The organism is Glutamicibacter sp. BSL13, from assembly GCF_052928425.1.
Genome location: NZ_JAVGCZ010000123.1, coordinates 1 through 6,796 on the forward strand (window position 1 = coordinate 1; position 6,796 = coordinate 6,796).

4 protein-coding genes are annotated in these 6,796 nt (G+C 69.0%); 1 reads left to right on the forward strand and 3 read right to left on the reverse strand.

Annotated features, from left to right (window positions below):
* A partial coding sequence (locus RCJ92_RS14330; protein WP_446754912.1) for a beta-ketoacyl-[acyl-carrier-protein] synthase family protein occupies positions 1 to 667 on the forward strand: 667 nt, incomplete at its 5' end.
* A gap of 212 nt (positions 668 to 879) precedes the next feature.
* On the opposite strand, the gene acnA is transcribed toward RCJ92_RS14330, so the two are convergent.
* The 3 genes from acnA to RCJ92_RS14345 all read right to left on the reverse strand — a co-directional run.
* Positions 880 to 3,588 (reverse strand): aconitate hydratase AcnA, encoded by a 2,709-nt coding sequence (acnA, locus tag RCJ92_RS14335; protein ID WP_138177966.1) that lies wholly within the window; start codon positions 3,586 to 3,588, stop codon positions 880 to 882.
* Between the two features lie 189 nt (positions 3,589 to 3,777).
* Positions 3,778 to 5,097 (reverse strand): class I SAM-dependent RNA methyltransferase, encoded by a 1,320-nt coding sequence (locus RCJ92_RS14340; RefSeq protein ID WP_446754913.1) that lies wholly within the window; start codon positions 5,095 to 5,097, stop codon positions 3,778 to 3,780.
* A gap of 51 nt (positions 5,098 to 5,148) precedes the next feature.
* Positions 5,149 to 6,796, reverse strand: a 1,648-nt coding sequence (locus tag RCJ92_RS14345; protein WP_446754914.1) for an APC family permease, incomplete at its 5' end; no start/stop codon positions are given.

Sequence of the window (6,796 nt, forward strand, 5' to 3'; positions counted from 1 at the left end):
GGGCGCGGAGGCAGCGGTCGCCCCGCTCACCGTCGCCGCCTTCGGCCAGGCCCAGGCACTGGCCAAGCCCGATGAGCGTCCGGCCGCCGAGCTTTCCCGGCCGTTCTCCGCGGACCGGGCCGGCTTTGTGCTCGGCGAGGGCGCCGGGGTGGTGATCCTGGAATCCGAGCAGCACGCCGCCGCCCGCCAGGCCCGCGTGCGGGCCCGGCTGACCGGGTGGGGCATCACCTCGGACGCGTACCACATCACTGCCTCGGACCCCACCGGGGCCGGCCAGGTGCGCGCCATGCGCCGGGCCATTGCGCACGCCGGGATCCAGCCCGCCCAGGTGGGACACGTCAACGCGCACGCCACGGCCACCAGCGTGGGGGATTTGAGCGAGTCCGGGGCCATCAATGAGGTCTTCGGCCACGCTCCGGTGGTGACCGCGCCGAAGGGCGCCATCGGCCACCTGGTCGGCGCCGCCGGCGCGGTGGAGGCCATCATCACCATCCAGGCCCTGGAGGAGCAGCAGGTGCCGCCGACCCGCAACGTGGGCAGAATGGATGAGCAGATCCAGCTGGACGTGGTCACCGGTGCTCCGCGGGCGGTGCACCTGGAGCATGCGATCACCAACTCCTTCGGCTTCGGCGGGCAGAACGTGAGCCTCTTGTTCTCCGCGAACTAGCCGGTTCCCCGAGGACACCGAGGGCCCCGTGGTCGGCACAGTGAAGGTGCCGGCCACGGGGCCCTGGCCTTTCTCCCCCGCCCGGACCGGCAGCGCCAGCAGGCTCAAAGGGAACCGTTGGCCAGGCTTAAAGGCCCGCAGGGGCCCGAAGCCATGCGGCTTCGGGCCCCTGCGGGGTGTTCCGGTGACGGTGTGAGCGTACCGCGCCCGCCTTAGTTGGCGGCAGCGATCTGGCGCAGCACGTACTGCAGGATGCCGCCGTTACGGTAGTAGTCGGCTTCACCGGGGGTGTCGATGCGCACTACGGCGTCGAACTCGGTGACCTTGCCGTCTTCGGCGGTGGCGGTAACCTTCACGGTCTTCGGGGTCGAGCCGTTGTTCAGCTCGGTCACGCCGGAGATCGAGAAGACCTCGGTGCCGCTCAGGCCCAGCGAGTCCGCGGACTCGCCCTCGGGGAACTGCAGCGGCAGCACGCCCATGCCGATCAGGTTCGAGCGGTGGATGCGCTCGAAGGACTCGGTGATCACGGCCTTGACACCCAGCAGCGCGGTGCCCTTGGCGGCCCAGTCACGCGAGGAGCCCGAACCGTATTCCTTGCCGCCCAGGACCACCAGCGGGGTGCCGGCGGCCTTGTAGTTCTCCGCCGCGTCGTAGACGAAGGACTGCGGGGCGCCGTCCTGGGTGAAGTCGCGGGTGAAGCCACCCTCAACGCCGTCCAGCAGCTGGTTCTTGATGCGGATGTTGGCGAAGGTGCCGCGGATCATGACCTCGTGGTTGCCACGGCGCGAGCCGTAGGAGTTGAAGTCCTTGCGGTCCACGCCGTTCTCGATCAGGTAGCGGCCAGCCGGGGTGTCCGACTTGAACGAACCTGCCGGGGAGATGTGGTCGGTGGTGACCGAGTCGCCCAGCTTCAGCAGCACGCGGGCGCCCTCGATGTCCGAGACCGGTTCCGGGGTCTTGGTCATGCCCTCGAAGTATGGGGGCTTGCGCACGTAGGTGGAGTCCTCGGCCCATTCGAAGGTCGAACCCTCCGGGGTCTCCAGGGCGCGCCAGCGGTCGTCTCCGTCGAAGACGCCCTCGTAGCCCTTGGCGAACATGCCCTCGTCGATCGACGAGTCGATGATCTGCTGGACCTCGGTCGGCGAAGGCCAGATGTCCTTCAGGAACACCTCGTTGCCGTCCGCGTCCACGCCCAGGGCGTCGGTTTCGAAGTCGAAGTCCATGGTGCCAGCCAGGGCGTAGGCGATGACCAGTGGCGGGGAGGCCAGGTAGTTCATCTTCACGTCCGGGTTGATGCGGCCTTCGAAGTTGCGGTTGCCGGAGAGCACCGCGGTGGCGGCCAGGTCGTTGGCGTTGATGGCCTCGGAGATCTCGGCATCCAGCGGACCGGAGTTGCCGATGCAGGTGGTGCAGCCGTAGCCGACGACGAAGAAGCCCAGCTTCTCCAGGTACGGCAGCAGGCCGGACTTCTCGTAGTACTCGGTGACGACCTTGGAGCCCGGGGCGACGGAGGTCTTGACCCACGGCTTGGACTTCAGGCCCTTGTTGGCGGCGTTGCGCGCCAGCACGGCGGCGGCCAGCATCACCGAGGGGTTCGAGGTGTTGGTGCACGAGGTGATCGAGGCGATCGAGACCAGGCCGTGGTCGATGGTGAACTTCTCACCGTTCTCGCGGGTGACCTCCACGGCGGTGGACGGACGTCCCACACCCTGGCCGTCGGTGGCATCCGAAACGTAGTTGTGGATGTCCTTGCGGAACTGTTCCTTGGCGCTGGAGAGCTCGATGCGGTCCTGCGGACGCTTCGGACCGGCGATGGAGGGAACCACGGTGGACAGGTCCAGCTCCAGGTATTCGCTGAAGCGGATCTCGCGGCTCGGATCGTGCCACATGCCCTGTTCCTTGGCGTAGGCCTCGACCAGGTCGATGTTCTCCTGGCTGCGCCCGGTCAGGCGCAGGTAGTCCAGGGTGACGTCGTCGATCGGGAACATGGCGGCGGTGGAGCCGAACTCCGGGGACATGTTGCCGATGGTGGCACGGTTGGCCAGCGGCACCTCGGCCACGCCCTCACCGTAGAATTCGACGAACTTGCCCACCACGCCGTGCTTGCGCAGCATCTCGGTGATGGTCAGCACCACGTCGGTGGCGGTGGCGCCGGCCGGGATCGAGCCGGCGAGCTTGAAGCCGACCACGCGCGGGATCAGCATGGAGACCGGCTGGCCGAGCATCGCTGCCTCGGCCTCGATGCCGCCCACGCCCCAGCCCAGCACGCCCATGCCGTTGACCATGGTGGTGTGCGAGTCGGTGCCCACACAGCTGTCCGGGTAGGCGCGCAGCACGCCGTTGACCTCACGGGTCATCACGGTGCGGGCCAGGTACTCGATGTTGACCTGGTGCACGATTCCGGTGCCCGGGGGCACGACCTTGAAGTCGTCAAACGCGGTCTGGCCCCAGCGCAGGAACTGGTAGCGCTCACCGTTGCGCTGGTATTCGATCTCCATGTTGCGCTCGATGGCGCCCTCGAAGCCGAAGGTGTCGATCTGCACGGAGTGGTCGATGACCATCTCGGCCGGAGCCAGCGGGTTCACGCGGGTGGCGTCGCCGCCCAGGTCCTCGACGGCCTCGCGCATGGTGGCCAGGTCGACGACGCAGGGCACACCGGTGAAGTCCTGCATCAGCACGCGGGCCGGGGTGAACTGGATCTCGACGTTCGGCTGGGCCGAGGGATCCCACTGGCCCAGCGCGTTGACGTGGTCCTTGGTGATGTTCGCGCCGTCTTCGGTGCGAAGCAGGTTCTCCAGCAGAACCTTCAAGCTGTAGGGAAGGCTGTCCGAGCCTTCGACCTTGTTCAGTCGGTAAATTTCGTATTCGGTTCCATTGACGTCAAGTACGCCCTTGGCACCGAAGCTGTCCACATTGCTCACTGGGACTCCTCTCGCCAGACTTCATCTTGATGCACGCGCACACTGTCATTCCAGTTAGGCGCTCCTAACTGAGATGGTCATGCTAGTTCCGCGGCAGAGCTAGTCCCAGTCTAGCCGCTTTGGCCCGTTTTTCCCCGCCGAGCACCACAAATCACGTTAATTTCACGCCCAAGCACCCGAAAGTGACGTTCAGCGGCGTTCGAAGAGCCCGATCGTTTCCATATGGTGGGTGTGCGGGTACAAATCGTGTACCTCCACGTGCCCTAATTCGTAGCCGCGGGCGGCCAACCGGGCCGTGTCCCGGGCGAAGGACGCCGGGTCGCAGGAGACGTAGCAGATCCGCGGCACGCCGCTGTTGCCCAGCTCCGCGGCGACCTTCTTGTCCACCCCGGCGCGCGGCGGATCAAGCACCACCGCATCCAGGCGTTCTGCAGCCAGCTGGCGCAGCATCCGCTCCACCCGCCCGCGGATCACCCGCGCCTGGTCCAGGGCGCGCAGGTTGCGCTTGGCGTCGCGATGGGTGCCCGGGGCACCCTCGATGCTGAACAGCGCCCCGGCCGCGCCCACCCGCTGGGCCAGCGGCAGCGAGAACAGCCCGGCTCCGGCATACAGGTCCGCGATGCGCTGTCCCGGGCGCGGGTCGACCAGCTCCAGCACGCGTTCGGTGAGCACGGTGGCCGCCTGCCGGTGGATCTGCCAAAACCCCTCCCCGGTCACCCGATAGCGGTGGCCCAGCACGGTCTCGGGCAGCCAGGAGTGTCCGCGCAGCTGGTGCAGGGCACCCTGCCCGTCCGCCGCCGCCCCGGTGCCCTGGCTGAACGCCGCGACGTTCAGCGCCTCGGGCAGCTGGCGGGCCACCCGCACCGCCGCCTCCGGTTCGGCCTCTGCCAGCAGCACCAGCACGGTGGCGTCATCCGCGCTGGACACGGCCACCTCCACCCGGCTGATCCCGGAGTAGTCCACCTGGTAGATCCCGCTGTTCTCGATGCCCGGGTGGGCCAGCGGCATCTGCTCCAGCGCGGTGAGCCGGTGGCTGCGGTGCGCGCTCATCGCCAACGCGCCCTGCCCGTTCACCGCGTAGGCCATCCGGGTGCGCCAGCCCAGCCCGTCGCGCTCCCCCGGCGCCGGCTGTACGCCGGTGAAGCCGATCTGCTTTGCGTCCACGCCGGCCAGGCGCTGCAGCTGTTCGACGAGGATCCGCCCCTTCAGCTCCCGCTGGTGGCCAAGGCTGATGTGCCCGAACTCGGCCCCGCCCACCGGGTCATGGTGGGCCAGCGCGTCGGCCGGGTCCCAGAAGTGCGCCACCCGGTGCTCGCTGGGCTCGAGCACCTCGGTCACATCGGCCCTCCAGAACTTCGCCTCCGGTTCGGCCTCGGTCAGCCGGGCCCGCACCAGTTCGCCGGGTATCGCGTGGCGCACGAAGATCACCCGGCCCTCGTGGCGGGCCACGCAGTGCCCGCCGTGGGCGATGGGCCCGATGCGCAGTTCAAGGGTTGGGGTGCTGGGCATGGTTGTCCTTTGCGGTTGCTCGTGCGGGATTCGGCCGGTGGCGGGCGGGGCTTAGCGGTGGGCGCTGGATTCCTCGGTGGTGCCGCTGGCGGAGCTGAGCAGGCGCCAGGGCACCGAGGCGACCACCACGCCCGGTTCGTGGTGCAGCCGGTTCTTCACCCGCACCGCGGTCTGGTTGTGCACCAGCTGCTCCCACCAGTGGCCGACCACGTATTCGGGGATGTACACCACGATCAGGTCGCGTGGGGATTCGCGGCGGATGGAACGGATGTGGTCGATCAGCGGGTCCACGATGGTGCGGTACGGGGAGGCCAGCACGGTGATCGGCACCGGGATCTGCAGTCGCTGCCAGTCGCTGAGCGTGCGCTCGGTCTTCTCGCTTTCCACATCCACCATGATCGCCTCCAGCTTGGAGGGGCGCGAGGCGCGGGCGAAGGCGATGGCCCGCAGCACCGGCTTACGCACGGTGGAGACCATCACCAGGGCGTGCACCCGGGCCGGCAGCGCGGCCGCCTGGTGGTCCTGGCTGACCGCCAGCTCCGCATCCACCGCCCGGTAGTGGCGGTTCAGCGACTCCATGACCGCCATCAGCAGCAGGATGCCGATCACCGCCAGCCAGGCGCCGTGGGTGAAGCGGGTGACCAGCACGACCGCCAGCACCAGGGCGGAGAGCACCAGGCCCACCAGGTTCAGCAGGCGCTTGCGGTGGATCGCGGCGCGGGCGTTGCGGGAGGGGACCTGCACCAGGCGCCGGGACCAGTGCCGCAGCATCGCGGCCTGGCTGAGCGTGAAGGAGACGAACACGCCCAGCACGTAGAGCTGGATCAGGATCGTGACATCCCCGTCGAACGCGAAGATCAGCACGATCGCGGCCACCCCCAGGGAGAGGATGCCGTTGGAGAAGCCCAGCCGGTCCCCGCGGGTGCGCAGCTGGCGGGGCAGGTAGCCGTCGGTGGCCAGGTGGCTGGCCAGGTTCGGGAAGGAGTTGAACGCGTGGTTCCCGGCCATCAGCAGCACCCCGACGGTCAGCACCGCCACGCTGCCCACCCCGATCACCGAACCGAACACCGCGTCGGCCAGCTGGGTGAGCACCGGGGCCTGGCTGTACCCGGCCCCCACCGGCACCCCGTCGGCCAGCAGGTTCGCCTGCGGGTCGGCGACCACCTTCACCCCGGTGGCCCGGGCCAGCAGCAGGGTGCCGAAGGTCAGCACCCCGGAGAGCAGCCCGATCACCAGCAGGATCCGCCCGGCGTTGCGGGCCCGCGGCTTGGTCAGCGTGTGCACGTTGGAGATCGGCACCTCGATGCCGGTCAGCGCCGCCGAACCGGTGGAGAACGCGCGCAGGATCAGCAGCGCGCCGGTCAGCCCCTGCAGCCCGGTGGCGAACTGGGCCTCCGGGCGGATTTCGTAGCCGGCACTCGGCGCGTCGCCCAGGTTGCCGCTCAGGGCCAGCACCGCGCCGACCGCGATCATCAGCAGCATCCCGCCGACGAACAGGTAGACCGGGATCGCCAGCGCCCAGCGTCCCTTGCCGCGCCCGCGCAGGTAGCCGAACACCAGCACCGCCACGATCGCCGCGGCCACCAGCGCCCGATGTTCCTCCAGCGCCGGGAACACCGCTCCGACGTACTGCGCGGCGGAGGTGCTGGAGACCGCCACGGTCAGCACGAAGTCCACCAGCAGCGCCGCGGCGACCGCG

Excerpts from the sequence above, each read along its gene's own strand:
- RCJ92_RS14340 (WP_446754913.1), bottom strand. The coding sequence starts at position 5,097 with ATGCCCAGCACCCCAACCCTTGAACTGCGCATCGGGCCCATCGCCCAC.